The following is a 24,871-nucleotide window of genomic DNA, read 5'->3' as shown; positions in this document are numbered from 1 at the left end:
CGAAGCGAGCAGTGCCGGCCCGGCCGGCCTCAGGAGACGGAAGGCAGGACACCCCTATGAGGACCTACGTACGAGCCGGACTGGCCGGGGCGGTCGCGTGCGGCGTGCTGGTCACCGTGATCACCGTCGGACGCGGCGACGACGATTCGGCGCCGCCACAGGGCCCGTACGTGGCGCTGGGCGACTCCTACACCTCCGGCCCGGGGATTCCCACCCAGGCCACCACCCCCGTGGGCTGTGACCGTTCCGACCGGAACTACCCCTCTCTGGTCGCGCGGCAACTGGCCCTGGACACGGCCGACTTCCGCGACATGAGTTGCAGCGGCGCGAAGATCGCCGACCTCTCCTCGACCCAGTCCACGGACAACGGCGTCAACCCGGCCCAGCTGTCCGCGCTCACGGCGAGGACCGGGCTGGTCACGATCGGCGTGGGCGGCAACGACATCGGTTTCGCCGCCACGGTCCAGGAGTGCGTCAATAAGGGCGTCGTCTACCGGCTGACCGGTAGCGGCAGGTTCACCGGGAACGACGCGCCCTGTCACGGGGAGTACGTCTCCGACGGCACCGACAAGGTGGCCCGGCGGATCGACGCGGCCGGCGAGCGGCTGACCGGCGCGCTCGCCGAGGTGAAGCGCCGGGCACCGCGGGCCGAGGTGTACGTCGTCGGCTATCCGGCGATCCTGCCGTCGGAGGGGAAGCGCTGCGACGACGACATGACCCTCGCTCCCGGGGACGTCCGGTTCCTCGACGCCAAGGAGCGGCAGCTCAACAGCACCCTGCGGAAGCGGGCCGAGGCCGCCGGAGCGGTGTACGTCGACACCTACGGGCCGTCCGTCGGGCGTGACGCCTGCGCGGCTCGGGAGATCCGCTGGATCGAGCCCCTGATGCCGGCCGCGGACGCGGCCCCGGTTCACCCCAACGAGCGAGGTGAGCGCGGTATGGCCGACGCCGTGCTGCGCGCCCTGAAGGCTGCGGGATGAGCACTCATGTCTCATGAAGCGGACAAGCAACGCGAGACGCCCAGGTGCCCGGAACCCGGACGTGAGGTCCCGGAACCAGGGCATCCGGGCCGACGCGATCACCCAGGGTAAACGGCGCCCCCGGCATCCGGATCGACGCCGGCCCGGACACCGACCGTGGTCCGGCCACCGGCCACCCACAGAGCCCCCACACGCAAGAACCCCGACTCCGATACTCAGAAGGCGAGTTACTCATGGCCACCACGATGAAGTCCGTACACACCGCGAAGGACAAGGTCGAGGTCGTCGACGTCGAACGCCCCGTACCCGGCCCCAAGGACGCCCTCATGCGTGTCCGTGCCTGCGGCATCTGCGGCACCGACACCTTCTTCCTGCACCTCGGCGGCATGCCGACCGCCGACGGCACCATGCGCGCCATCCCGCTGGGCCACGAGCCAGCCGGTGAGATCATCGAACTCGGCGCGGAGGTAAGGGACTTGAAGGTCGGAGACCGCGTCGTCGTGAACCCGCAGGGCGTGTCGTCGGGCATCATCGGCTGCGGCGGCGCACACGGCGCGATGAGCCAGTACCTGCTCCTCGACGACTGCGAGGTCGGCAGGACGGTCGCCGTCTTCCCCGACACCGTCCCCTTCGAGGTCGCCTCACTGAACGAGCCCATGGCGGTCGCCCGGCACTGCGTCAACCGCTCCGAAGCCACCTCCGAGGACACCGTCGTCGTCTTCGGTGCCGGCCCCATCGGCCTCGGCGCCACCATCTGGCTCAAGCTGCGTGGCGTCAAGCACGTCGTCGTCGCCGACGTGATCCCCGAGCGCCTCGAGACCGCCCTGGCCGTCGGCGCCGACGCCGTCATCAACTCCCGCACCGAGAACGTGACGGAGCGCTTGACGGAACTCCACGGCCAGGCCGCCAACGCTCTCGGCCAGCCCCGCCCCGGCACCGACATCTACATCGACGCCGCCGGCGTCGCCGCCGTCTTCAACACCACCGTCGACTCCGCCAAGTGGGGCGCCAAGCTCGTCATGGTCGCCGTACAGAAGAAGTCGGACCAGATCGACCTCGGCGGCATGCTCCGCAGCGAGCTCACCCTGATCGCCTCCCAGGGCTACCCCACCGAGATCTTCGAGGTCACCCCCGAACTCGTCGAACACCACGAGACCTTCGCCAAGCTCATCAGCCACCGCATCCCCTTCGCCGACGTCGACACCGCCTTCGACCTGGCCCTCACCCCCGGAGCCGCCGAGAAGGTCGTCGTCACCTTCGACGAGTAGGACAGGCAAGCGGGCGGGCCCGGGAGACAGCTCCCCCGGCCCCGCCCGTGGCCTCACGGTCACCACTCGACGGGCAGCTCGTGGACCCCGTACACCGCCCTGCCGTGCAGCCTCAACACGTTGATGCGGTCCATCGGTACGGCGGTGCCCAGCGCGATGGCAGGCGTCGTACCGGCCCGGACGACCACCCGTTCGGCGGGGTGCCGCTGCCCTTCGGGAACGGGTTCCGGGTCGTCGTGGGGGCATCGGTGCCGGGGCCGCGGTACTGACTTCGCCTCCGTGTCCTTCCTGCCCTGCGGGCCGTCAGGTGCCCCGCCGTGGGCCCGGCGGCGGGGCACCTGACGGTCTCCGCGCCGGGTGGGAACTCCCCGGGCGAAGCGACCGGTTCGGACCGAGAGGGCCGCCCGGAGGGTCTATCGTGTCGGCATGTCCGTCCCTGAAATGATCCGTATCGTCTCCCGCGACTCGCCCATGGCACTGGCCCAGGTGGAACGGGTACGCGCCGAACTGGCCGTCGTACATCCGCGGGTGCGCACCGAGGTCGTCCCCGTGAAGACGACCGGCGACAAGTGGATGGGCGATCTGTCCCAGGTCGAGGGCAAGGGGGCGTTCACCAAGGAGGTCGACGCCGCGCTGCTGGCCGGTGAGGCCGATCTGGCGGTGCACTGCGTCAAGGACGTGCCGGCCGACCGGCCGCTCCCCGCGGGCACGATGTTCGCCGCGTTCCTCAGGCGGGACGACATCCGTGACGCCCTGATCCACCCCGGTGGCCGCACCCTCGACGAGCTGCCGGACGGCACCCGGATCGGTACGTCCTCGGTGCGCCGGATCGCCCAACTGGCCGCGTCCCACCCGCATCTGGAGTGCGTGCCGTTCCGCGGCAACGCCAACCGGCGGCTGGAGAAGCTCGCGGCCGGTGAGGCGGACGCGCTGCTCCTCGCCGTGTCCGGACTGGAGCGCATCGGCCGGATGGACATGGTAAGCGAGATCCTCTCCCCCGAGACGATGATGCCGCCGATCGGCGCGGGCATCCTCGCCCTCCAGTGCCGTGAGGGCGACACCGAGTTGATCGACGCGGTCAGCGGCCTCGGCGACCCGGACACGCATCGGGAGGCGACGGCCGAACGCATGTTCCTGCACGTTCTCCAGGGGCACTGCAACAGCCCGATCGCCGGGTACGCGACGGTGTCGCGCAACGGTGAACTCTCCCTGCGCGCCTGCGTGTTCACTCCCGACGGCAAGGTCCAGCTCAACGCCCACGAATGGGCGGGCCGCCTCGACCCGGCCACGCTCGGCACGTCCGTGGCGGTGGCGCTGCTGCGGCAGGGCGCGCGCGAGCTGATCGACAACATCGCGCACTGAGGACCGGGGAACGGAAGCCGAGCCCGTCCGGCGGAAGCGTTGTCAGCACGCCGGTTCGGGTCGGTAGGCCGCTCAGGTGGGTTCCGTCTGGCCCTTCTGGTCCCGCTGCTCCCTCAGGTCCCGCTGCTCCTTGAGGAAGTCGCTCACCTGGTGGGCCACCCCGTCCCGGGCCGTTCCGTGGTGCGCGCCGGCGCCGGTGAAGTCCTCGGGCAGGCCGATCCCGCCCACCCACAGGTGCCGGGCGGCCCACTCCTCCTCGACCCGCAGCTGGATCTGTACGTCCACCTGCGCGAGGGACGCTTCCGGGCCGGCCGCGTACAGGACGGCCGTGGCGCGGCGCAGCGGATGGACGTCGAAGCCCTCGATGAACTGCGAGTTCCGCCAGTCGATGAAGGCGCCCTCGCCGTCGGGGCCGAGCCGGATGTCGATCTGGCCGTCCTCCAGGTGGACGCCGAAACGCCGGTCGCCACGGTTCTCGACCGTCACCCGGAGGCTGAAGTAGGTCAGTCCCTCGGCCGCGTCGTCGCGCCCGCGCGGAGGTTCGGCCGCAACCAGCCGGTGGACGCGGACACGCAGGCCGGCATGCTCGTCGTACTCGTGCCAGTCCCCGACCACGTTCGGCTCGTGCACAGTCCACCTCTCGACCTCGGATGGCTGCTTCCTATCCTTGCGCCCGGCGCACAGTCAAATGAGCGGAATGCGCTGTGGCCAGCGAATTCGTCCCCTTGATCACTGATCAAGCGGTGTGCAGCGGAAATCCGGCGAAGGGCCGCCCCACACCAGGTGGGCGCGTGCCGCACATCACGTTCCGGTACTTGGCCGCGACCCGCGTTCAGCGGGCCGGCCTGCCGAGGAGCGAGGAGGCCGGCGCACCATGCCACCGGAGTACGTCTTCGCGAGCCGGTCGGCCGCGTCGGTGAGGCCGACCGCCGCCAGGGCCTGATCAGCCGCCGCACTCCGAGAAGCGCGTCGGCCGGTTCGTCCGCGAAGGTCACTGGTTCCACACATCGAGATCAGCTCTGTGTCAGAGGCAAAGAACCATGAGGAGGGAATGAAGGAGCCAAGAACATGCATGCAGCATGTTCCATGTGGTGAATTCACGTGGCGACCGACGGGAAACAGCGAGTCACTTCTTATGTCGATTTGTTTCCATGTCACCTGGAGCGGGAATTCGTCAGGTAGTGCTTCGGACTGGAGGCACGCCCGTGGGAGCCGGTTCGCCGGGTCTCGGCGACCTTCGTCCGGTCCGTGAGCGCACCCTCCCCCGGTGTCTGTCCGTCCAGCACCAGTGCGAGGAAGGTGCGCGCGATGCTTGTCGCCACCAGAACGAAGCAACATCCGCACGACGACGCCCCCGACACGACCGCCGCCTTCGAGCGGCTCGCCCGACTGCCCGAAGGACCGGAACGCCAGGCCCTCCGGGACGACGTCGTACGGGCCTGGTTGCCCATGTCGGAGCGGATCGCGGTCCGTTTCCGGGGGCGCGGCGAGGCCCTGGAGGATCTCTACCAGGTCGCGGCCGTCGGACTCGTCAAGGCTGTCGACCACTACGACCCCGAGCGCGGCGCCGCCTTCGAGGCCTACGCCGTGCCGACCGTCACCGGTGAGATCAAGCGCCACTTCCGCGACCATCTGTGGGCGCTGCATGTGCCGCGCCGGGTCCAGGACCTGCGCAATCGGGTCCGTTCCGCCTCCCGGGAACTGTCCGCCACCGTCTCGGGACGGCCACCGACCGTCACCGAGATCGCCGCCTACGCGCAACTGAGCGAGAGCGAGGTGCGTACCGGCATGGAGGCCCTGGACTGCTTCTCCGTGCTGTCGCTGGAGGCGGAGCTGCCGCGCACCGACGGGTACGCGCTCACGGACACCGTCGGAAGAACCGACCCCGGCTTCGACCTCATCGTCGACCGCACTGCCGTCAGCCCCTGTCTGCGGGCTCTGCCCGAACGCGAGCGGACCATCCTCTACCTGCGGTTCTTCGGCGGGATGACCCAGAGCCGGATCGCGTCGCAACTCGGCATTTCGCAGATGCACGTCTCCCGGCTGCTCAGCACCTGCTGCGCACGCATCCGCGAGGAGCTCGACGAGGAATCGTCCATCGAACCGTCCGTCGAACACTCTGGGAGGAGCCGGACACGGCATGAGGAAATGCTCGCGGACGCCTGCTGAGGGCCCGGAGACTCCGTACAAGCCTTGTGAGTTCGGTGCGCCGCCCGGAATCCGAGCGGGTCCGTGACTGCCCGGGACGAATTGCGGTTCGGCACGGATTCCGGCCGGCATTTCCCCCTGACGTCCCTGGTTCGGAATCCTCTCCGCGATACGCCAATGCGGCACTCACCAGGTGCCGAAAGACACGATCGGGGTACTCGACAGGCACCGGGACGGGGTTCGGTCGGAGACTGGTGCCCGACCGGTACCTGCCGGTCGACGAAGTCAGGACACGAGTGCCATGAACCACCCGACACATCCCGGCGGCGCGACGGACGTCGTCTCCTCGACCCGTTCCGTGTTCGGCGCCCCTTGCTGGGTGAGTCTGACCAGCCGTGACACACCTGCCACCGAGGCGTTCTACAGCGCCGTACTGGGCTGGCGATGGCGTTCGGCCCGCCTGGGCGACCACTTCCGGGTCGCCCTGGTGGACGGTACGCCGGTCGCGGGGATCGCCGCGGTGGCCTCCGTATGGCAGATGGTGGTCGCCTGGACCCCTTACTTCGCCGTGCCGAGCGCGGACGACGCGGTCGCCCGGGTCCGTGAGCGCGGAGGTACGGCGGCGGTCGGGCCGCTCTCCCTCCCGCCCGGCCGGGCAGCCCTGCTGGCCGACCGCGACGGGGCCGTCTTCGGGATCTGGGAGGGTGAGCTGCTCACCGGCTGGGAGGCCTGGCGGCGGGCGGCGCCGACGTTCGTACGGCTGCACACCCGCGACGCGTTCGACGCGGCCATCTTCTACGGCGAGATCCTGGAGTGGGCCTCGGACCGGCCCGGCAGCTGCCAGGTCCACTACGAGGGCAACGAGGTCGTGCTGCGCAGCCGGGGCGACGTCGTGGCCCGCATCGTCTCGGGAGCGCTGGAGGCGGCGCCCGACCCCACGATCCGGCCGCACTGGCAGGTCCACTTCGCGGTCGAGGACGTGGCGGCCTGCGTCAAGACCGCGCAGAACAACGGCGGCAGCGTCCTGGGGTACGACTCAGGTTCCGTGCCGTACGAGGCGGTGCTGCGCGACCCGGACGGGGCGCAGTTCACAGTGACTTCACGTCTCCCGCGCTGAGCCGGTCGGCTATCGGACCGACGAGTACAGGTGCTCGTCGCCTTCCGGAAGCCGGGCGCGGGCCCGGCCGGTCCAGAGCAGCAGGCCGTGGCACCGCTCCCAGCGGGCGACCCACCACCCGCGGGCCAGCCATGCCGACGCGAAGAACAGTGGCGAGACTGCCAGGCCGCGCTCCCACAACAGCCCGCCGCCCAGCGCGCATGTCACCAGGACGACGAAGAGGTACACGTTGAGGCAGTTGCGGTACTGCTCGCCCCGCGTCGGCAAGGCAGCGCCGGTCTCCTCCAGCGGTACCGCCTTGTCGAAGTCCCGCCCTTCACCGAACCACTTCAGCCTGGAGACGGTGAGAACCCCGAACCCTGCGACGCACACCAGGGTGAGCAGACCGAAGGCGACCTCATGCGCGACACCTCGCGGCGCCTCGGGGGCACCCTTCACCCCGAAAACCACACCCGCGCTCACCGCCGTCGCGCAGACCGCGAGGATCGCGCACGTCACTTCGTAGTGGACATACCTGAACACGGTGTTCCCCCCGTACCCACCCCGCCCCCGTAGCAGGACACAACTCCACTATGCCCGGACAGAGTCCGGAAGTACCGTCCTTACGCGTTCGCAAGAACGCCCGGCGCCCTGTTCTCCGGACCGGCGAAGGCCGGGCCCCCTCGGGGCAGTTGGCGCACCTCCCGCAGGGTCGGTCCGGGCGGGGCCGGGAACAGCGGGAAGCCTTCGCAGGCGCGGGCCCGGCGCGAGAACCAGATGACCTTGGCACCGGTGCCAATGACACAGCAGCCCCAGCCGTCGCTCACCGCGGCGATCCGCGCCAGGCAGTTGCCGAGTTCCCGGTCGAGGCGCAGGTCACGGTCGTTCTCGGCGATCGCGGTGATGAGGTGCTGGCCGTTCCACCACATCTCGATCACCGCCTGCTTGTCGGTCGCGTGCTCGTCGATGGCGCGCAACAGCGCTTCGATGCCGTGACAGACGGATCCGGCGAGGTGCTCCAGGTCCCACAGCCGGAGGTGGGCTGACAGGATGCGGCCCACCTGCCCGACCCGTTCGGGACAGACCTCCACGTCGAGGTGGTAGTAGCGGGACTCTGCGGTCTTCATCTTCGTTGGCTCCTCACGGCGGACCCACGTTCCTCCGCGCTCTGCGGGGCCGGGCCCCGAACGCGAAGCGTGAGCGCTGTTCGCTTCCGAGTCACTCCAGAGTGGGAGGGCTGGTCCATTCGTGCAACACGAGCACCACCAGCGATGGTTGAAGTTCCAACAGGACGCTGGGTCGTCGCACGTGCACCATGAGTGAAGGTCTCGCCGTAGAAGCGCAGAAGCAGTGAGTCACGAGGAAGGGGACCAGCGCCATGCTGTTGCCCGCCAAAGCCGAGGTCGCCCGGCAGCTGAACAGATACCGGGCGTGGGAGCGCGTCATGCTCGCGGCCCCGTCCGACCGTTCGGCACGGGACAGTTTCGAGGACTCGGGCTACACCCTGTGCGTGCTGATGGGGAAACGGTGCGCGCGTGAGGCCGTGCACGCCGCCGAACGCTATCTCCGCACCAGCCTGGTCGCCTACCTCCGGGAGCAGGCCGGATGGGCGCACGGGGACCATTTCACCGGGCACGCCTCCCCGGCCGTCCAGCGCTCCACAGCGGGGGGATAGCGCCGCCCGCCCCGACCCGGTGCACGGCAGAGATGAGACCCATGTGCCCGACCCCGGCCATCGGCCGCATCCCTGTACGGGATGTACGCCCGGCGATCGAAAGTGGCAGACGCCCGCCGAACTCGGCCTCGGCGCCCTCAGCGGCGCACACCCCGTCGAACTCATCGGCGGAGTCCGCTTCCCCGCCATCGGCGAACTCCCCTTGCCTCCTCGCCCTCGCCGGCCACGGCTACTGGTGCGAGGAGTTCCCTACAGATGGCCTGCGGGTCGGCGCGGTCACCTCGATGCTCTACCTCGACCACTCGCGCGATTGCGGGCAGTGGACGCCGAACGTGCACGGCGGGCGGGAGGACCTGGACGCGGTCGCCTTCCTCCAGGAAGTGAAGTGGAGCGACATAAGGGATGGTTCGCGGAAAACCACTTCCGAAACCTGTGCGGGGAAAACGACTTCGCAGTTCCCGACAACAAAGCCCTTCACCTGAGCTACATTCGTTCACCGTCGATAACTCCAACCGTCGGCGCGGTCACAGTCAGTACGATCCAGGAGCAGCGCATGCGCGATTTCGCCCTCGCTCCCCCCACCGTCACCGCACCGCTGACGGGTGGACTCGCCGACAGCGTCTTCGACACGGCGCTCCATGAACCGAACCTGCCGCAGCTCTCACGCCGCCCCGACCCGGCCAAACAGGTCTGGACGCAGGTGACGGCCGCCGAGCTGCGGGACGAGGTCGTCGATCTGGCCAAAGGGTTCATCGCCTCCGGCATCTCACCGGGCCACCGCGTGGCCATCATGGCCCGTACCCGCTACGAGTGGACAGTGCTCTGCTACGCGCTCTGGGCGGTGGGCGCCGAGGTCGTGCCGATCTATCCGACCTCCTCGCGCGACCAGGTCGCCTGGATCCTCGCGGACTCGCAGTGCAGTGCCGTCGTCGTCGAGGACGAACAGGGCCTCATGACCGTCGGTTCGGTGTGCACCTCGCTCCCCCTGCTGCGCAACGTGTGGCAGCTGGACGACGGAGCCCTGTCCCAACTCGTTGAGCTGGGGCGGCCGGTGGCGACGACAACGGTCAACTCCATGCGCCGGATCGTGCTGCCGGACTCGGCCGCGGTGATCGCCTACACGTCCGGCACGACCGGGCATCCCCGCGGCTGCGCCCTGACCCACCGCAACCTGGCCAGCCCCTGCGACACCCTGCTCGCGGGCTGGAGACACACGGCGGCACCGCCCGGCGTACAGCCCAGGGTCCTCGCCTTCCTGCCCTTCTCGCACGTGTACGGCCTGATGATCCAGGGCCTGTGTCTGCGCGGCGGAATGCTGATGGGGCACGAACCCGACCTGAGCGGGGAGGCGCTGTCGGCGGCGTTGCTCTCCTTCCGGCCGACGTATCTGTACGCGGTGCCGTCGGTGTTCGAGAAGATCTACAAGAACTTCCTGCGCGCCGCCCAGAAGGCGGGCCGGGGCGCCCTGTTCGAGCGGGCCGTCGGTACCGCACGGGACTTCGCGACGGCTGCCGAACGGCAGCGGCTGGGTACGGGCTCCGGACCCGGATTCGACCTGCGGCTCCAACACGCCCTCTACGAACGGACGGTGTACCGCAAGCTGCGTGCGGCCCTGGGCGGACGGGTGTGCGGGGCAGTGTCGGGCGGCTCACCCCTCAACCGTGAACTGGCCCTCTTCTACTCGGGTATCGGCATCCTCGTCCACGACGGCTACGGCCTCACCGAGACCAGCGGCGGTGTCACCGCGCAGCCCGTGGGCCGGGAGAAGTTCGGGACGGTCGGGCAGCCGCTGCCCGGCACGGAGATCAGGGTCGCCGAGGACGGCGAGATCCTGGTGTACGGCACCTCGGTCTTCCAGGGGTACGTCCATGATGACGCCGGAACCCGGGAAGCGCTGCGGGGCGGTTGGCTGGCCACCGGGGACATCGGGCGGCTGGACACGGAGGGGTATCTGACGATCACCGGGCGCAAGAAGGACATCATCATCACCAGCAGCGGCAAGAGCGTCGCCCCTGCCGCCCTGGAGCAGCGGCTGCGTATGCATCCGCTGGTGCACCAGGCGGTGATCGTGGGTGACAACCGGCCGTGCGTGGGCGCCCTGATCACCCTCGACCCGGATTTTCTCGCCCACTGGCGCGCGTCGCTGGCCCTGCAGGAGGACATGCCGCACCGCCAGGCGCGCGAGGAGAACGCCCTGCGGGAGGAGATCGGACGGGCCGTCGCCGCCGCCAACAGCACGGTGTCGCGGTCCGAGTCGATCCGGGTGTTCCGGGTCCTCGCGGAGCCCTTCGCCCTCAGCAACGGCCTGCTGACCCCCTCGATGAAGCTGCGCCGGGACGCGATCGTGCGGCACTACGCCTTCGAGATCGACGCGATGTACCAGGCCAGGACCCGCTCTCCCCGGCCGAACGCGGCGGCGGAGGAACTCGCGCACTGGGACGACTCGGACAACGTGTTCCGCTGAGTACAGGGCGCGTACGCCACGCGGATCCTGGTTGACGGTACGGCGGGCGGGCCCGCAGAGTGATCTCCGTATCGGCCTCCCGTACGGATTGGACCCTGCCGTGACCAGTACCGCCGCACCGTGGTCGCACGCGCCCGTCAGGGTCGGGCTTGTCGGGGCCGGCCCCTGGGCGCGGGGGGTGCACGCGCGCGTGCTGGCCGCCGGGCCCGAGACCGAGCTCGCCGGGGTCTGGGCGCGCCGCCCCGAGGCGGCCCAGGAGACGGCGGCGCCGTACGGGGCCCCGGTCGCCGCCCGGTTCGAGGAACTGCTCGACTCCTGCGAGGCGTTGGCGTTCGCCGTACCGCCCGCCGTTCAGGCCGAGCTGGCCCTGCGCGCCGCGAAGGCGGGCAAGGCGCTGCTGCTGGAGAAGCCGATCGCCGAGGACCTCGGGGCGGCCCGGCGGCTGGTGGATGCGATCGACGAGGCCGGGGTCGTCTCCCAGGTCACCCTGACGAACCGCTACCACCCCGAGACCCGCCGGTTCCTGAAGGCGGCGAGCGAGGCGGACGTGTTCGGCGCGCGGGCGTGCTTTCTGAGCGATGCCTTTCTGGGCGGTGCGTTCGCGACCCCCTGGCGGCTCGAACACGGCGCGCTGCTCGATCTGGGGCCGCATGTCCTCGACCTGCTCGACGCGTCCGTGGGGCGGATCGCACGGGTGCGCGGGACCGGGGATCCGCGCCGCTGGATCGAACTCACCTGTGAGCACGAGAACGGCGCGGTCAGTCAGGCCTCCCTGTCCGGTTCGGTGAACGTGGCGCAAGGTGTCGCCCGTGTCGAACTCTTCGGTTCCGGGCCGGAGTTGGTGTTCGACAGCTCCGAACTCGACAGCGAGGAGAGCTGGCCGGTGCTGCGCCGCGAGTTCGCGACCGCCGTGCGCACCGGTGTCTCCGGCGAGCTCGACGCCCGTCGCGGCCTTCATCTGCAGACGCTGATGGCCCAGGTGTCCGAGGCCTGAGCCACCCCCGAAACCGGGCGTGACGTGGATCACGCCCGGCGTGGGCGTAGACGCGGAACAACCCGGAAGGGTCGGCCGTTCTTCTGTATGTGGCTGCGGAGGGGACAGTGTCCCCGGGCCTCACCTATAGCCCATGGGGAAGATCGTTCGGCTGAAGCCCCATGGAGCCTTTCGCCGCGAGGCGACCGCCCTCCGCGTGCCACCACCTACGGCCCTGGCTGGTCTCCCCCGTCCAGCCAGGGCCTTCTTCTGTCAAAAAGCAGATTCATACCTGCCGCCGAGGTGCCCGGCGCGCCCGCAGCGGCTGAAATGGATGGAGGGGAAGCCGGCGGAGCCGGGCAGTGCACTGCCACGGCGGACGTCTTCCCTCCGGATCGCCGGCGAGGAGCCCTGCTCATGACCAAAGCGACAAAGCTGCTGACCGCCCTTCCCCCGCCCCGCCGTGAGCGTCTGCTCTCACTCGCGACGGAGGTGTCCTTTCCCGAGGACTTCAGGATCTTCGAGGCGGGCGACACCGCCGACCGTTTCTGGGTCGTCCGCTCCGGTGCGGTCTCCCTGGTCCAGCAGGTGACGCCGGTACAGCGGGTGACCGTGGCCAGTCTGGGCGCGGGCGACCTGCTCGGCTGGTCCTGGCTCTTCCCGCCCCACCGGTGGGACTTCGGCGCCGAGGCCTTCAGCCCTGTACGCGCCTACGAGTTCGACGCCGCGTCGGTGCTCGAGCTCTGCGAGGAGGAACCGGCCCTCGGGCTGCAACTGGTGCGGGTCATCGCCGAGATCCTCGCCCACCGGCTGGAGCTGACCAGGGGCAGGCTGATGGAGGACTACTCCCTGTACAAGCGGGGGCCCGGGTAGGGAGTGCCGGTCATCGGACTCGGTAGCGGCGCAGTGCCGGCATCGCGGCCGTCAGGGCCAGGGTGACGGCGACGACCAGCAGTCCGCCGCCGGCGACGGCGGTGCGGGGGCCCAGGGCGGATGCCGTGGTGCCGTGCAGCAGGTCGGCCAGGCGGGGACCGCCCACCACGACGACCGTGAAGACGCCCTGCATCCGGCCGCGCATCTCGTCGGTCGCCGCCGACATCAGGATCGCCACCCGGAAGACACCGGAGACCATGTCGGCGACGCCGGCGGCGACCAGGAACGCCACCGCCGCCCACAGGCTGGTGCTCAGCCCGAAGCCCGTGATCGCCAGCCCCCAGGCGACGACCGCGCCGATCACCATCCAGCCGTGCCGGCGCGCCCGGGAGAACGTGCCGGAGAAGAGGCCGCCGAGCACCGCGCCCACCGGGATCGCCGCGAACAGCAGGCCGAGGGCGCGTTCCTCCCCGTACGGGGAGTACGTCTGGGCGGCGAGCTGCGGGAACAGTGCACGGGGCATACCGAAGACCATGGCGACGATGTCCGCGAGGAAAGAGAGCAGGAGCACCTTGTGCAGGGCGATGTAGCGGAACCCGGCCACGATCTCGCGTGCGCCCGCCTTCCGGGAGGCCGCCGGCCCCGGCGGGAGCGGGGGCAGCCGTACGACGGACCACAGAGTGACGCACAGGGCGAGCGCGTCGATCAGATACAGCTCGGCGAGGCCGATGACGGGTATGAGGGTGCCGGCGAGCAGCGGTCCCGCGACCAGGCCGGTGTACAGGACGGTCATTCCCAGGGCGTTGGCCGCGGCGAGTTCCTCCTCGGGCACCAGCTGGGCGACGACGGCGCTGCGGGCCGGTGAGTTCAGGCCGAAGAACGCCTGCTGGAGGGCGAGCAGGACCATGAGGGTCGCCACCGAGTCGAGGCCGACGAGGGCCTGGATCCAGAACAGCAGCGAGGTGACGGCGATGCCGGTGTTGGTGATCAGCAGGAGCTTGCGGCGGTCCATGCTGTCGGCGATCGCGCCGCCCCACAGGGCGAACACGACCAGGGGCAGGAGTCCGGCCAGGCTCGCGTAGCCGACCCAGGCGGAGGAGCCGGTGATGTCGTAGATCTGCTTGGGCACGGCGACGGCGGTGAGCTGGCTGCCGACGGCGGTGACGGCGGTCGAGGACCACAGGCGGCGGTAGGCGGGGCGGCGCAGGGGCCGGGTGTCCATGGCCCAGCGGCGCCCGTCCGGGCGGGGCTCGTCGGCGGGCGCGGTCGGCTGAGGGTCCGAGTCGTTGCCGGTACTGCTGTTGCTGGGGTCCACGGGTGTCCTGGTTGCTCGCTACATCCAATCGGCTCAGCTTTCAATATCACAGGAGCCGTAGGCGCTGCCGGGGCCTTCTCCGGCGAGCGTCCGTGCGGCGCTGTCCAGCAGCATGTCGAGGGCCGTCGGATAGGCGCTGGCGACCATGCGGGCGGCGAGCAGCGGGGCCGCTTCGGCGATCCTGGGGTGGGTGCTGCGGGGCAGGCGGGCGTAGGTCGAGCGCCACATGTCCTCGTCGGCGGTGAGGCTGGCGCGGGGCAGGGCCAGGGAGGCGGCGTCGAGGGCGGCGAAGGCCAGCGTCTGGTCGATGAAGGCGTGGTAGATCCGTACCGTCTCCGGCAGCGGGAAACCGGCCGTGCGCAGGACGTCGAGGATGGCCTCGTCGGCGGCCAGTTCGTTGGCGCGGCCCGTGACACGGCTGGCGGTCAGTACGGCGGCCTGCGGATGGGCGACGTACACGGCATGGATGCGCAGCCCGACGACGCGCAGGTCCCCCTGCCACTCCCCGGTGGGCCTCCAGCCGTGCAGCGCCTGGCCGATGAGCGCGTCGCCGATGGCCAGGGTCAGGTCGTCCATGCCACGGAAGTAGCGGTAGAGGGTGCTGGGGTCGGCGTCCAGGGCCAGGCCCAGGCGGCGGGCGGTGAGGCCGGCGCTGCCGTGTTCGCGGAGCATGCGCAGGGCGGTGTCGACGATCAGCCGTTCGGACAGCACGGTGCCGCTCCTGGTGGGACGGCGGCGCCGCCGTTTCTCCTCCGGCACGACCTTCTTCGGCACGGCCACTCCCGTCTGGTGTCTTATGCCAACGCCATTGACCTTAGACGACGGTGAGGAGTTGGATCGGCGGACAACGGCATCGGAACCTTCACAAAAGGGAGTTTTGCCATGCGCGTGCTGCTCGTGGGAGCCGGCGGTGTGGGGACCGCGATCACCCGGATCGCCGCTCGGCGTTCCTTCTTCGACCTGATGGTCGTGGCCGACTACGACCCGGCGCGAGCCGAGGCCGCGGTCGCGGCGCTCGATGCCGGGGAGCGCTTCGTGGCGGAGCGGGTCGACGCGTCCGACGAGGCGGCGGTGGCGGAACTGCTGGCCCGGCACGGGTGCGACGTACTGCTCAACGCGACCGACCCCCGCTTCGTGATGCCGTTGTTCCGCGCGGCCGGCGCCGCCGGGGTCACCTACCTCGACATGGCGATGTCCCTGTCGCGCCCGCATGCCGAGCGGCCTTACGCGGAGTGCGGGGTCAAGCTCGGCGACGAACAGTTCGCGGCGGCGGACGAGTGGGCGAAGGCTGGTGCGCTGGCCCTGGTCGGCATGGGTGTCGAGCCGGGCATGTCCGATGTGTTCGCCCGTTACGCCGCCGACGAACTCTTCGACGAGATCGAGGAGATCGGTATCCGCGACGGAGCGAACCTCACCGTCGACGGCTACGACTTCGCACCGTCCTTCAGCATCTGGACGACGATCGAGGAGTGCCTCAACCCGCCGGTCGTCTACGAGTCCGGCCGGGGCTGGTTCACCACGGAACCCTTCAGCGAGCCGGAGGTGTTCGACTTCCCCGAGGGCATCGGCCCGGTGGAGTGCGTGAACGTCGAGCACGAGGAGGTGCTGCTCGTGCCGCGCTGGATCGACGCGCGCCGTGTCACCTTCAAGTACGGCCTGGGCGAGGAGTTCATCCAGACTCTCAGGACACTGCACCTGCTCGGCCTGGACCGCACCGGCCCCGTGACCGTCCCGGGCGCGGCTGGGCCGGTCGCCGTGTCGCCCCGGGACGTCGTCGCCGCATGTCTGCCCGACCCGGCCACGCTGGGCGAGCGCATGCACGGCAAGACGTGCGCGGGTACGTGGGTCAAGGGCACGAAGGACGGGGCGCCGCGCGAGGTGTACCTCTACCACGTGGTCGACAACCAGTGGTCCATGGCGGAGTACGGCTCCCAGGCGGTGGTGTGGCAGACGGCCGTCAACCCGGTCGTCGCCCTGGAACTCGTCGCTACCGGCACCTGGTCCGGCTCGGGTGTCCTCGGCCCGGAGGCCTTCCCGGCCCGCCCCTTCCTCGACCTGCTGACGGCGTACGGCTCGCCGTGGGGCATGCGCGAGCAGTGAGGTGCCCTCCCCGAGCCGAAGCCCGGGGAGTCGGGCGGTTCAGCGGCTCTACGGAGCGGAGGGCTTGCCCTTGGTGCCGATCCAGGTCAGGAACAGCTGGTCCAGATCCTTGCCGGAGACGCGCTCGGCGAGGGCGGTGAACTGTGCGGTCGTACCGTGCCCGCCCCGGTGGTCGGTGGCCCAGGTGCGCAGGATCTTGAAGAAGGCGGGGTCACCGACCGCCTTGCGGAGCTTGTGCAGGGCCATGGCGCCACGGTCGTAGACGGGCCTGCCGAAGATGTTCGCGCCGCTGCCCGGGTCTGCGGGCGGGAACGACCACAGCTCGTCGTTCGCGGCCGTGGCGTACAGGTCGTCGAAGGTCTTCTGGGCGCTCGGGCCGCCGTGCTGTTCCGCGTACAGCCACTCCGTGTAGGTCGCGAAGCCCTCGTTGAGCCAGATGTCCTTCCAGGTGGTCAGGGCGACGGAGTCGCCGAACCACTGGTGGGCGCTCTCGTGGACCAGGGTGCTCAGGTCGGGTGCCTGGTCGTACACGGGACGGGTCTGCGTCTCCAGCGCGAAGCCGACCTGCGGGGCGCGGTCGACGATGGCTCCGGCGGCCTTGTACGGGTAGGGGCCGAAGAGCTTGGCCTCCCAGTCCAGGACGGACGGCAGCTTCTTCAGCACGGGCGCCGCGGCGGAGGCCTCGCGCGGATCGACGGCGTTGTAGACCTTGATGCCGCCGCGGGTGGTGTACTGCTCGACCTTGAACCTCCCGACCGTGGCCGTGGCCAGGTAGGCGGCCATCGGCTCGGACTGGCGCCAGCGGAAGGTGGACCTGCCGCCCGCGGTCCTCTGGCTCAGGAGGACGCCGTTGGCGACCGCGGTGCGCCCCTGGGGGACGGTGATCGTGAAGTCGTACGAGGCCTTGTCCTTGGGGTGGTTGTTGCCGGGGAACCAGCTCATGGAGCCCTGCGGCTCACCGGCGACGAACACGCCGTCGTCGGTGGCGATCCAGCCGTCCTTCGAGCCGTCCGGGTCCGTGACCGCCTTGGGGACACCGCTGTAGGTGACGGCGACCTGGAACGTCCGGTCCTTGTTCAGGGCGTGGCGCGGGCTGACGATCAGTTCCTGCCCGGAGCGCCGGAAACCCGCCTTCACGCGGTCGACGGTGAGGGCGGTGACCTTCAGGCCGCTGAGGTCGAGGTTGAAGCGGGTCAGCTTCTGGGTGGCGCGGACGGTGAGTACGGCCTTGCCGTCGAGGCGGCGGCTCACGGGGTCGTAGCGGAGGTTCAGGTCGTAGTGGGCGACGTGGTAGCCACCGTTTCCGGACAGCGGGAAGTACGGGTCTCCGACACCGGAGGTGCCTGTCGTCGCGGCGCTCGCGGGTGCGGCGGCGGCCAGCAGGGCCGCGAGGGCGACGGGTACGGTCGCGACGACGGCGTCACGACGGAGGACCGCGGTGCGTGTGCCTGCGTACTTCCTGGGGGGTCTCACGCGAACTCCTACGACATTGGGTGTGATCATCTTCAGGGTTTTCACCCTAAAGGCGCCACCGCACGAATTCTTCCTCCTTCCGGTCAAGTTGCGAGCCCCGGCGGGCGAACACATCATTCTTTCGGTCACCGCACCCGCACCCGCACCCCACCTCGCCGGAGGCCCCCGTGACCGTCCGCGTCCGTCGTGTCCACGAACCTCCCGAGCCGGACGACGGTGTACGTGTCCTGGTCGACCGGCTCTGGCCGCGCGGCCTGTCCAAGGACGTGGCGCAGGTCCACGAGTGGCCGAAGGCACTGACCCCGTCGACCGAGCTGCGACGCTGGTACCACTCCCAGGAGGACGCGGCCGACGCCTACGAGGAGTTCCGGCGCCGGTACGAGGCGGAGCTGGCCGCGCCCGAGGCGGCCGAAGCCCTGCACGCGCTGCGTGAGCTGGTCTCCAAGGGCCCGGCGACGCTTGTCACCGCCGCCAGGACCCCTGCACTGAGCCATGCCTCAGTGCTGGCCGAACTGCTGGTGTCCGGCGGACAACCCTAGGCGGTCGCCCGCGCCGCCGCCCGTCCTGCCGCGCGGCCCGAGAAGAGGCAGCCGCCGAGGAAGGTGCCTTCCAGGGCGTTGTAGCCGTGTACGCCGCCGCCGCCGAAGCCGGCGACCTCACCGGCCGCGTACAGCCCCTCGACGGGCTCGCCCGTCGCGCCCAGCGCGCGCGAGTCGAGGTCCGTCTGGATGCCGCCGAGGGTCTTGCGGGTGAGGGTGTGGAGCTTGACGCCGATGAGCGGGCCGGCCTCGGGGTCGAGGATGCGGTGCGGGGAGGCGGTGCGGCCGAGCCGGTCACCGATGTAGCGGCGGGAGTTGCGGATGCCCTGGATCTGCGCGTCCTTGCTGTACGGGTTGGCGATCTGGAGGTCGCGGGCCTCGATCTGGCGGCGCACCTGGTCCACGTCGAGGAGCGGCTTGTCGGTCAACTCGTTCATCTTCCCGATGAGTTGACCGAGGTTGTCGGCGACCACGAAGTCCGCGCCGTGCTTCACGAAGTCGGCCACCGGGCCGGGGGCGCCCTTGCCGAGGATGCGCTCCTTGAGGAACGCCTTGCGGTTCTTGGCGGTGATGTCGGGGTTCTGCTCGGAGCCCGACAGCGCGAACTCCTTCTCGATGATCCGCTGGGTGAGGATGAACCAGGAGTGGTCGTGCTCGGCGATGTCCTCGGTGGTGCGCAGGTACTTGAGGGTGCCGAGGGTGTCGTACCCGGGCAGGCAGGGCTCGGGGAGGCGGCGGCCGAGCGCGTCGAACCACATGGAGGACGGGCCGGGCAGGATACGGATGCCGTGGCCGGGCCAGATCGGGTTCCAGTTCTGGATGCCCTCGGTGTAGTGCCACATACGGTCCCGGTTGACCAGCCGGACACCGGCCCGGGCGCTGATGTCGAGCATCCGCCCGTCGACGTAGGCGGGAACACCGGTGACCATGTCGGCCGGCGCCGTGCCGAGCCGCTCGGGCCAGTACTGGCGCACGATGTCGTGGTTGGCGCCGATACCGCCGGTGGTGACGATCACGGCCTGGGCGGTGAGTTCGAAGTCGCCGATCCGGTCCCGGTTGGACGCCACCCCGCGCGGCGAGGTGTCCTCGGCGAGGACCGTGCCGCGTACACCGCGCACGGCGCCCTCCGTGACGACGAGTTCGTCGACCTGGTGCCGGTGGTAGAAGGTCAGCAGTCCGGCGCGGGACGCCTCCTTGGCGCTGAGCACGAAGGGCTCGACGACTCCGGTGCCGGTGCCCCAGGAGACGTGGAATCGGGGTACGGAGTTGCCGTGCCCGTGGGCGCGCAGGTCGCCGCGTTCCGCCCAGCCGACCGTCGGCAGGAAGGAGATGCCGTGACCGGCCAGCCACGACCGCTTCTCCCCCGCGGCGAACTCGACGTAGGCGCGCGCCCATTTCACCGCCCAGGAGTCCTCGTCGTCGACGCGGTCGAACCCGGCGCTGCCCTGCCAGTCGCTCCAGGCGAGGTCGAAGGAGTCCTTGATGCCGACGCGCCGCTGCTCCGGGGAGTCGACGAGGAACAGCCCGCCGAACGACCAGAAGGCCTGCCCGCCGAGGTTGGCGGCGTTCTCCTGGTCGACGAGCGCGACCCGCCGGCCCTTGCTGGTCAGCTCGTGTGCCGCGACCAGTCCGGCGAGGCCGGCTCCGACGACGATGACGTCCGCATCCATGGCGACCGTTCCCTTTCTCATCCGCCGCTGCGCGCGGCCGGGTTGTCGCTGCCGTGGGTGAGCAGTGCGGTGAGCAGCTGCTTGAGCCACGCGCGCGCGTGCTCGACGTCCTTGTCGAGCAGCAGTTGGGTCGTGACCCCGTCGTACGCGGCGATCACCGCGTGGGCTGCGCCCTCGGCGTCGCCCAGTACGGCGGGCAGTTCGGTGTGTCCGGTGGCCCGGGCGAGCCGGTCCGCGACGGCCCGCCGCAGCCGCTCACGGTGTTCCAGGAGGGTCTGGGCGACTGCGGGGTCCCGGGCCGCGTGGACCAGGAAGTCCGTCTTGACCAGCAGCCAGTCCAGGTCGAGCAGCAGGACCTCGGTGACCCGGTCGACAGCCGCGGGTACGTCGAGATCCGGGCCGTCCAGGGCGAGCGCGCCCGCGACCTGGTCGGCGATCAGACCCGCACGCTCTCCGTAGAGGGCGAAGAACAGCTCGTCCAGGCTGTCGAAGTTCGAGTAGAAGGCGCCTCTGCTGTAGCCGGCGGCCTCGCAGACCTCCTCGATCGAGACCCGCCCGAACCCTTTCGCGGCGAACACCGAGAACGCGGCCTCCAGCAGATTGGCCCGCGTCCGCACCCGCCGCTTGGTCACCCGCCCCGTCGTTCCTTCGACCGCCATGTCCGGCCCTCCGTTCGATACAGGAATGTATCCGATACATCGATGTATCCAAAGGATTCGAGGAGGCAAGATTGCACCACTCCACAAATAGGAACATGCATTCGAATAACGGAGTACGCTGATGCCATGGCCGTGCATCTACAAGGCTCTCTCTTCGACCAGACCGACGAAGTCCGGCTCGGCGCACTGGCCGGAACCCGCCGCACGCCGCTGGGTCACGGCGCCTGGATCGACGAACTCCCCGGCTGGCTCCACGGAGCGGACGCCCTGTTCGAACACCTGGCGGCCGAGGTCCCGTGGCGGGCCGAGCGCCGGAAGATGTACGACCAGGTCGTGGACGTACCCCGGCTGCTGGCCTTCTACGGCGCGGCGGACACACTTCCGCACCCGGTCCTGGACCGCGCGCGGGACGCGCTCGGCGCCCACTACGCCGCCGAGCTCGGCGAGCCGTTCACCACGGCCGGGCTCTGCCACTACCGCGACGGGCGGGACAGCGTCGCCTGGCACGGGGACCGGATCGGGCGTGGTGCGCGCGAGGACACCATGGTCGCGATTCTCTCCGTGGGCGCACCGCGCGACCTGCTGCTGCGACCGGTGCGTGGCGGCCAGACCGTGCGGCGTCAACTGGGCCACGGGGACCTGATCGTGATGGGCGGCTCCTGCCAGCGCACCTGGGAGCACGCCGTACCCAAGAGCGCGCGGGCCGCCGGTCCGCGGATCAGCGTCCAGTTCCGGCCGCGCGGGGTGCAGTGAGACACCGGGTGCGCGCCCCGTCGTGATCCACTGAGGCGCCGTCTGATTTGCTGTGCGTCATCCGGCAGCGAACTGCAGAACGGGAAGATCATGCGGGCAGACGTCCAGCGAGTCGCCGATGGCATTTACCTCGTACACGGAAGCAACACCAACTGGGTGATCCTCACCGAGGGGGACGCAGCCACCCTGATCGACACCGGATACCCCGGCGACCGGCAACTGGTCCTCGACTCGCTCGCGCAGGTGGGCAGTTCGCCGGAAGCGGTCGCGGCCATACTCGTCACGCATGCCCACAACGACCACATCGGCTCGGCCGAGTACCTGCGCTCCACGTACGGCACGCCGGTGCTGACGCACGAGGCCGAAGTGCCGCACGCACGCCGGGACTTCCTGCACCAGATCAGCGTCGGGGAGGTACTCAGGAACGGCTGGCGGCCCGGCGTGCTCCCCTGGGCCGTGCACGCGATCCGCTCCGGCGGCACCGCGCAGGTGCCGGTCGCCGAGCCGCAGCCGTTCCCCGAGGTGCTCGATCTGCCGGGCGGGCCCGTGCCCGTGCACACCCCCGGGCACACGGACGGGCACTGCGCCTTCCACCTCCCGGACGCCGGGGTCGTCATCTCCGGCGACGCCCTGGTCAGCGGGCATCCGACCGCCCGACTCAAGGGCCCGCAGCTGCTGCCCGACATGTTCCACCGCGAGCGTGATCGTGCGGTGGCCTCGCTGGACCTGCTGGAGAAGCTCGCGGCCGATGTCCTGCTGCCCGGCCACGGGCCCGTGCATCACGGCAGCGTGCGGGAGGCGGCCCAGCAGGCGCGGGAGCGGGCCCTGTGAGGCGGCGCTCTACAGTGAGGTGACGATCACCAGCAAAACGAGAACGGTCGAGCCATGGCATTGCAGATCAGCGCCACCAATCCCGAGCACCCCGCACTCCTGCTCGAACTGCCGTGGCACCTCCCCCTGGAGGAGTGGCCCGACCGCTACCTCGTTCCGCTGCCGCGCGGCATCTCCCGGCACGTCGTGCGCTACGCACGCGCCGGCGACGAGGTGATCGCCGTGAAGGAGCTGGCGGAACGCCCCGCCCTGCGCGAGTACGAGCTGCTGCGGGACCTGGACCGGCTCGGCATCCCGGCCGTCGACCCCCTGGCCGTGGTCACCGGGCGAGCCACCGACGGGGGCGGCGCCCTGGAGCCGGTACTGATCACCCGGCACCTCGGCGGCTCCATGCCGTACCGGTCGATGTTCGAGACGACGATGCGCCCGGCCACCATGCACCGTCTGATGGACGCGCTGGCCGTCCTGCTGGTCCGCCTCCACCTCGCCGGGTTCGCCTGGGGCGACTGCTCCCTGTCCAACACCCTCTTCCGACGGGACGCGGGCGCGTACGCCGCGTACCTGGTCGACGCCGAGACGGGCGATCTGCACCCGCAGCTCAGCAACGGACAGCGCGAGTACGACCTCGACCTCGCCCGCGTGAACATCAGCGGTGAGCTGCTGGACCTGGAGGCGTCCGGGGCGCTGCACCCCTCCGTGGACCCGATCGAGTTCGGCATGGAGATCTGCGCCCGCTACCAGCGGCTGTGGCAGGAGCTGACCCGCACCTCCGTCTACCCGGCGGGCAAGTACCACTTCATCGAGCGCCGCATCCGGCGCCTCAACGAGCTCGGTTTCGACGTGGCCGAGATGCAGATCGAGCACTCCTCGAACGGCGACACGGTGACCTTCGTACCGAAGGTCGTCGACGCCGGCCACCACCAGCGGCAGCTGCTGCGGCTGACCGGGCTCGACACCGAGGAGAACCAGGCTCGGCGGCTCCTGGGCGACCTGGAGAGCTGGATGGCCACCCAGGACGACTACGAGCCGGGCGACCCCCTCGGCGCCAGCCCGGAGGTGCTCGCCCACCGCTGGGTGCGCGAGGTGTTCCGGCCGACCGTGCGGGAGGTGCCGCGCGAGCTGCGCGGGAACGTGGACCCCGCCGAGATCTATCACCAGCTCCTGGAACACCGCTGGTTCCTCTCCGAGCGGGCTCAGCACGACATCGGCCTGGACACGGCGGTCAAGGACTACATCGTCAACATCCTGCCCAAGGCCCGCCAGGCGCTGCCCCTGCCGACGGACGAGGAGACACCGGCGCCGCCGCCCGTCTGAGTCACTCGTGCGGGACGACGGCCACCGGGCAGTGCGCGTGGTGCAGTACGCCGTGGGCGACCGAGCCGATCCGCGCGCCCACGGCCGAGCGGCGGGCGCGCCGCCCGACGACCAGGAGCTGCGCCCGCGAGGCCACCGACAGCAGCACCTCCCCCGCGCTGCCCATCTCCACGTGCTGGGTGACCGGCACCTCGGGGAAGCGCTCTCGCCACGGTTCCAGCGCGGCGGCGAGCGCGTTCTTCTCGTACGGCTCCATGCCCCCGGCCTCGTCGAGGAGCTTCAGCGAGCCCGGGCTGTACGCGAACACCGGCGGCAGGCTCCACGCACGCACGGCGCGTACGGCCGCGCCACGAGCCGCCGCGGCCTCGAACGCGAACCGCAGGGCAGGCGCGCTCTCCTCCGGGTCCCCCTGCTGCCCCACGACGACCTCACGCCCGGCGGCCTCGTCGGCGGGGCGGTCCTCCGCGCGGACGAGGACGACAGGCCGCGTGGACTCGGCGATCACGTGCTGCCCGACCGAGCCGAGCAGGAACCCGACGACGGCCCCGTGCCCGCGGGAGCCGAGCACCAGCATCTCGGCCTGCGCCGCGGCCTCGGCCAGCGAGTCCGCCGCGCTGCCCTCGACCACGTCGACGGTCAGGTCCAGCTCCGGATGGCGTTCGGCGACGCTCCGCGCGGCCTCGTCCGCGCCCTCCCGCACCCACTGGTCGTGGGTCTCCCGGGTCCCGGCCCCGAACGCCTGGTCCGGCACCATCTCCCAGGCGTGCACCACCCGCAGCGCGAGGTCGCGTCGTACGGCCTCCCGGGCCGCCCAGGCGAGTGCGGCATGACTTTCTGGCGTTCCGTCGACCCCTGCTGTGATCGGGCGTGTCATACGGTTCCCTCCGTGTCGTGATCATGCTTACCGGGCCCAGTCTTCACTAACCTGTGCCCATGACCTTGCAGTGGGAACAGGTGATCGTGGACGCGGCGGACCCGGCCGCGCTGGGGAGCTGGTGGGCCGAGGCGCTCGGCTGGGCGGTCGTCGACGACTCCTCCGAGGAGTACGAGATCCGGCCGACGCCGGACCAGCTGCCCGGGCTGCTCTTCGTACGGGTCCCGGAGGCGAAGTCCGTCAAGAACCGGCTGCACCTCGACTTCCGGCCCGACGACCAGCAGGCCGAGGTCGGCCGTCTGCTGGCCCTCGGCGCGCGCCACGCGGACATCGGCCAGGGCGAACAGCCCTGGACCACGCTTCTGGACCCTGAGGGCAACGAGTTCTGCGTGCTCGGCGCACGGCAGGGCTGAGCGGCAGAGCAGACCGGAGCGAAGCACGGCGATCGAACATACGATGGGGCGAAGGCGGCGCGGCACCGGGCTGACGCCGCCCGGTGATTCC

At 70.4% G+C, this 24,871-nt stretch carries 26 protein-coding genes; 15 read left to right on the top strand and 11 right to left on the bottom strand.

Translation table 11 applies throughout. The features are described from left to right. Positions 1-56: 56 nt before the first annotated feature. Positions 57-980, top strand: a complete 924-nt coding sequence (locus tag G3I71_RS01350) for an SGNH/GDSL hydrolase family protein (protein WP_164311982.1) — start codon at positions 57-59, stop codon at positions 978-980. A gap of 233 nt (positions 981-1,213) precedes the next feature. Beyond that, positions 1,214-2,248, top strand: coding sequence for a zinc-binding dehydrogenase (locus G3I71_RS01345; RefSeq protein WP_164311981.1), 1,035 nt, complete (start codon positions 1,214-1,216; stop codon positions 2,246-2,248). 59 nt (positions 2,249-2,307) lie between these two features. On the opposite strand, the gene G3I71_RS52555 is transcribed toward G3I71_RS01345, so the two are convergent. Next, positions 2,308-2,586 carry a hypothetical protein gene (locus G3I71_RS52555; protein WP_164311980.1) on the bottom strand — a complete coding sequence of 93 codons (279 nt, stop codon included), beginning with the start codon at positions 2,584-2,586 and terminating at the stop codon, positions 2,308-2,310. A gap of 88 nt (positions 2,587-2,674) precedes the next feature. Here G3I71_RS52555 and hemC point away from each other — a divergent pair, with 88 nt between their 5' ends. Beyond that, positions 2,675-3,610: a hydroxymethylbilane synthase gene (hemC, locus tag G3I71_RS01335; protein WP_164311979.1), complete on the top strand. Its 936-nt coding sequence runs from the start codon at positions 2,675-2,677 to the stop codon at positions 3,608-3,610. A gap of 72 nt (positions 3,611-3,682) precedes the next feature. On the opposite strand, the gene G3I71_RS01330 is transcribed toward hemC, so the two are convergent. Both G3I71_RS01330 and G3I71_RS01320 read right to left on the bottom strand, forming a co-directional pair. Further along, a complete protein-coding gene (locus G3I71_RS01330; protein WP_164311978.1) occupies positions 3,683-4,240 on the bottom strand; it encodes a hypothetical protein in 558 nt (185 codons plus the stop codon). A gap of 524 nt (positions 4,241-4,764) precedes the next feature. Next, the gene (locus G3I71_RS01320) at positions 4,765-4,932 is read right to left on the bottom strand and encodes a hypothetical protein (RefSeq protein WP_164311977.1); all 168 of its coding nucleotides are present in this window, start codon (positions 4,930-4,932) and stop codon (positions 4,765-4,767) included. On the opposite strand from G3I71_RS01320, the gene G3I71_RS01315 reads away from it, so the two are divergent. Together G3I71_RS01315 and G3I71_RS01310 are read left to right on the top strand one after the other, a co-directional pair. Next, complete coding sequence (locus G3I71_RS01315; RefSeq protein ID WP_164311976.1) at positions 4,919-5,779, top strand: SigB/SigF/SigG family RNA polymerase sigma factor; 861 nt, start codon at positions 4,919-4,921, stop codon at positions 5,777-5,779. The two genes, G3I71_RS01320 and G3I71_RS01315, sit on opposite strands and share 14 nt — an antisense overlap. Positions 5,780-6,059: 280 nt before the next feature. After that, on the top strand, positions 6,060-6,875 hold the full coding sequence (locus tag G3I71_RS01310; protein ID WP_164311975.1) for a VOC family protein: 816 nt from the start codon (positions 6,060-6,062) through the stop codon (positions 6,873-6,875). Positions 6,876-6,884: 9 nt separating this feature from the next. Here the strand turns inward: G3I71_RS01310 and G3I71_RS01305 are convergent, their stop codons facing one another. Then, positions 6,885-7,397, bottom strand: a complete 513-nt coding sequence (locus tag G3I71_RS01305) for a hypothetical protein (protein WP_164311974.1) — start codon at positions 7,395-7,397, stop codon at positions 6,885-6,887. 80 nt (positions 7,398-7,477) lie between these two features. Next, a complete protein-coding gene (locus G3I71_RS01300; protein ID WP_164311973.1) occupies positions 7,478-7,981 on the bottom strand; it encodes a pep a2 in 504 nt (167 codons plus the stop codon). A gap of 251 nt (positions 7,982-8,232) precedes the next feature. On the opposite strand from G3I71_RS01300, the gene G3I71_RS01295 reads away from it, so the two are divergent. The 4 genes from G3I71_RS01295 (at position 8,233) to G3I71_RS01280 (ending at position 12,839) form a co-directional block, all read left to right on the top strand. Continuing rightward, positions 8,233-8,529, top strand: a complete 297-nt coding sequence (locus G3I71_RS01295; protein WP_164311972.1) for a DUF5133 domain-containing protein — start codon at positions 8,233-8,235, stop codon at positions 8,527-8,529. Between the two features lie 553 nt (positions 8,530-9,082). Further along, positions 9,083-10,993, top strand: coding sequence for a long-chain fatty acid--CoA ligase (locus tag G3I71_RS01290; RefSeq protein ID WP_164311971.1), 1,911 nt, complete (start codon positions 9,083-9,085; stop codon positions 10,991-10,993). A gap of 100 nt (positions 10,994-11,093) precedes the next feature. After that, positions 11,094-11,987: a Gfo/Idh/MocA family protein gene (locus tag G3I71_RS01285; protein ID WP_164311970.1), complete on the top strand. Its 894-nt coding sequence runs from the start codon at positions 11,094-11,096 to the stop codon at positions 11,985-11,987. Between the two features lie 396 nt (positions 11,988-12,383). Beyond that, on the top strand, positions 12,384-12,839 hold the full coding sequence (locus G3I71_RS01280) for a Crp/Fnr family transcriptional regulator (protein WP_164311969.1): 456 nt from the start codon (positions 12,384-12,386) through the stop codon (positions 12,837-12,839). A gap of 10 nt (positions 12,840-12,849) precedes the next feature. On the opposite strand, the gene G3I71_RS01275 is transcribed toward G3I71_RS01280, so the two are convergent. Next, positions 12,850-14,154, bottom strand: a complete 1,305-nt coding sequence (locus G3I71_RS01275; protein WP_164311968.1) for an MFS transporter — start codon at positions 14,152-14,154, stop codon at positions 12,850-12,852. A 33-nt stretch (positions 14,155-14,187) separates the two neighbouring features. Continuing rightward, positions 14,188-14,928 carry a TetR/AcrR family transcriptional regulator gene (locus G3I71_RS01270; protein WP_164311967.1) on the bottom strand — a complete coding sequence of 247 codons (741 nt, stop codon included), beginning with the start codon at positions 14,926-14,928 and terminating at the stop codon, positions 14,188-14,190. Positions 14,929-15,036: 108 nt separating this feature from the next. Between G3I71_RS01270 and G3I71_RS01265 the strand changes: the two genes are divergently transcribed. Further along, complete coding sequence (locus G3I71_RS01265; RefSeq protein ID WP_164311966.1) at positions 15,037-16,254, top strand: saccharopine dehydrogenase family protein; 1,218 nt, start codon at positions 15,037-15,039, stop codon at positions 16,252-16,254. A 48-nt stretch (positions 16,255-16,302) separates the two neighbouring features. Here the strand turns inward: G3I71_RS01265 and G3I71_RS01260 are convergent, their stop codons facing one another. Next, positions 16,303-17,727, bottom strand: a complete 1,425-nt coding sequence (locus G3I71_RS01260; RefSeq protein ID WP_164311965.1) for a M1 family metallopeptidase — start codon at positions 17,725-17,727, stop codon at positions 16,303-16,305. Between the two features lie 167 nt (positions 17,728-17,894). Here G3I71_RS01260 and G3I71_RS01255 point away from each other — a divergent pair, with 167 nt between their 5' ends. Beyond that, positions 17,895-18,266: a DUF488 family protein gene (locus G3I71_RS01255; protein WP_164311964.1), complete on the top strand. Its 372-nt coding sequence runs from the start codon at positions 17,895-17,897 to the stop codon at positions 18,264-18,266. On the opposite strand, the gene G3I71_RS01250 is transcribed toward G3I71_RS01255, so the two are convergent. Further along, positions 18,263-19,936 (bottom strand): FAD-binding dehydrogenase, encoded by a 1,674-nt coding sequence (locus tag G3I71_RS01250; RefSeq protein ID WP_164311963.1) that lies wholly within the window; start codon positions 19,934-19,936, stop codon positions 18,263-18,265. The two genes, G3I71_RS01255 and G3I71_RS01250, sit on opposite strands and share 4 nt — an antisense overlap. Before the next feature lie 17 nt (positions 19,937-19,953). Next, positions 19,954-20,595: a TetR/AcrR family transcriptional regulator gene (locus tag G3I71_RS01245; RefSeq protein ID WP_164311962.1), complete on the bottom strand. Its 642-nt coding sequence runs from the start codon at positions 20,593-20,595 to the stop codon at positions 19,954-19,956. 126 nt (positions 20,596-20,721) lie between these two features. Between G3I71_RS01245 and G3I71_RS01240 the strand changes: the two genes are divergently transcribed. The 3 genes from G3I71_RS01240 to G3I71_RS01230 all read left to right on the top strand — a co-directional run bounded on the left by G3I71_RS01240 (position 20,722) and on the right by G3I71_RS01230 (position 23,493). Then, entirely contained in the window at positions 20,722-21,348 is a 627-nt protein-coding gene (locus G3I71_RS01240) for an alpha-ketoglutarate-dependent dioxygenase AlkB (protein WP_164311961.1), read from the top strand. Between the two features lie 90 nt (positions 21,349-21,438). Next, positions 21,439-22,179, top strand: a complete 741-nt coding sequence (locus G3I71_RS01235) for an MBL fold metallo-hydrolase (protein ID WP_164311960.1) — start codon at positions 21,439-21,441, stop codon at positions 22,177-22,179. A 54-nt stretch (positions 22,180-22,233) separates the two neighbouring features. After that, positions 22,234-23,493 carry a DUF4032 domain-containing protein gene (locus G3I71_RS01230; RefSeq protein WP_164311959.1) on the top strand — a complete coding sequence of 420 codons (1,260 nt, stop codon included), beginning with the start codon at positions 22,234-22,236 and terminating at the stop codon, positions 23,491-23,493. A gap of 1 nt (position 23,494) precedes the next feature. Here G3I71_RS01230 and G3I71_RS01225 read toward each other — a convergent pair whose 3' ends face one another. After that, positions 23,495-24,367 (bottom strand): universal stress protein, encoded by an 873-nt coding sequence (locus G3I71_RS01225; RefSeq protein ID WP_164311958.1) that lies wholly within the window; start codon positions 24,365-24,367, stop codon positions 23,495-23,497. Between the two features lie 59 nt (positions 24,368-24,426). Here G3I71_RS01225 and G3I71_RS01220 point away from each other — a divergent pair, with 59 nt between their 5' ends. Further along, positions 24,427-24,780, top strand: a complete 354-nt coding sequence (locus G3I71_RS01220) for a VOC family protein (protein WP_164311957.1) — start codon at positions 24,427-24,429, stop codon at positions 24,778-24,780. The last annotated feature ends 91 nt before the right edge of the window (positions 24,781-24,871 follow it).

It is taken from the genome of Streptomyces sp. SID12501, from assembly GCF_010550245.1.
Lineage (GTDB): Bacteria > Actinomycetota > Actinomycetes > Streptomycetales > Streptomycetaceae > Streptomyces.
The sequence above is the reverse complement of the archived record's forward strand: the minus strand, read 5'-3'. Positions and strand labels throughout refer to the sequence as shown.